The sequence below is a fragment of the Oleiphilus sp. HI0043 genome (genome assembly GCF_001634935.1).
Window position 1 is genome coordinate 1 of sequence record NZ_LWEY01000100.1, and the last position, 1,361, is coordinate 1,361.

The window sequence follows — 1,361 nt, forward strand, 5'->3', positions numbered from 1 at the left end:
TACCGAATATATACCTATCTTAGCCTAAGCAATGTATTTTAATTGTACTAAATCTGATTTTTTTGGAAAAAAAAGCTACAATACGCGCCCTCTGGAAGTTTATCGAAGTTGACCGTTTTTACTATTTTTTGTTCAGGTGGCATCAAAATACCTGACTAAATTACTTGGTTATTATATAATTCGCTAAATTCTATGACACCAGCTTGATAAAAAACCTGTTTTATCAAACGGATATATCTTATTTTTGGGAGAGCTTAAAAGCATGTCTGACTCCGATAAGGCCGTAAAAGACCTGATTAAACGAGAGTATGAGCATGGGTTTGTGACCGATATTGAGTCAGAAACCTTTGAACCCGGATTAAACGAGGATGTCATTCGTCGTATTTCGGCAAAAAAGAATGAGCCTGAGTGGTTACTAGAGTGGCGTTTGAAAGCTTATCAAAGCTGGCTGGATATGGAACAACCCGAATGGCAGCAGGTAAACTTCCCGGAAATCGACTTTAACGACATCGCTTATTTTTCCGCTCCCAAAAACCCGGACGATGCGCCGCAAAGTTTGGATGAAGTCGACCCTAAACTGCTCGAAACTTACGAGAAACTGGGCATACCATTACATGAGCGTGCTCGTTTGGCAGGTGTTGCAGTTGATGCTGTTTTCGACAGTGTCTCTATCGGTACTACCTTCAAAGAGAAGCTTACGGAAGCTGGCGTTATCTTCTGCCCTATTTCTGAAGCAGTTCACGAATACCCCGAGCTAGTCAAAAAGTATTTAGGAAGTGTTGTCCCCCAACGTGACAATTATTACTCGGCACTTAACTCTGCCGTATTCAGTGACGGCTCCTTTGTATATATCCCGAAAGGCGTTCGCTGCCCACTTGAACTATCCACTTATTTCCGTATCAATGAAGCAAACACCGGGCAGTTCGAACGAACATTGATCGTTGCCGATGAAGGCAGCCATGTCAGCTATCTTGAAGGCTGTACCGCACCGATGCGTGACGAGAACCAGCTTCATGCAGCCGTTGTGGAACTCGTCATTCTTGATGACGCCGAGATCAAATACTCAACGGTTCAAAACTGGTACCCAGGTGATGAAAATGGTCAGGGTGGTATCTACAACTTTGTGACCAAGCGCGCGTCTTGTATCGGTAAAAACTCCAAGGTTAGCTGGACTCAGGTTGAGACCGGCTCAGCAATTACCTGGAAGTATCCAAGCTGTATTTTGCGAGGTGATAACAGTGTTGGTGAATTCTACTCTGTGGCACTGACCAATAACTTCCAGCAAGCTGACACCGGAACAAAAATGATTCACTTGGGTAAAAACACCTCAAGCACTATCATTTCTAAAGGTATTTCAGCCG

At 43.6% G+C, this 1,361-nt stretch carries 1 protein-coding gene; it reads left to right on the top strand.

Annotated elements, in window-relative coordinates:
• Positions 1–262: 262 nt before the first annotated feature.
• Positions 263–1,361 (top strand): Fe-S cluster assembly protein SufB (sufB, locus tag A3729_RS01845; RefSeq protein WP_068633036.1); only part of this gene is annotated, 1,099 nt, incomplete at its 3' end.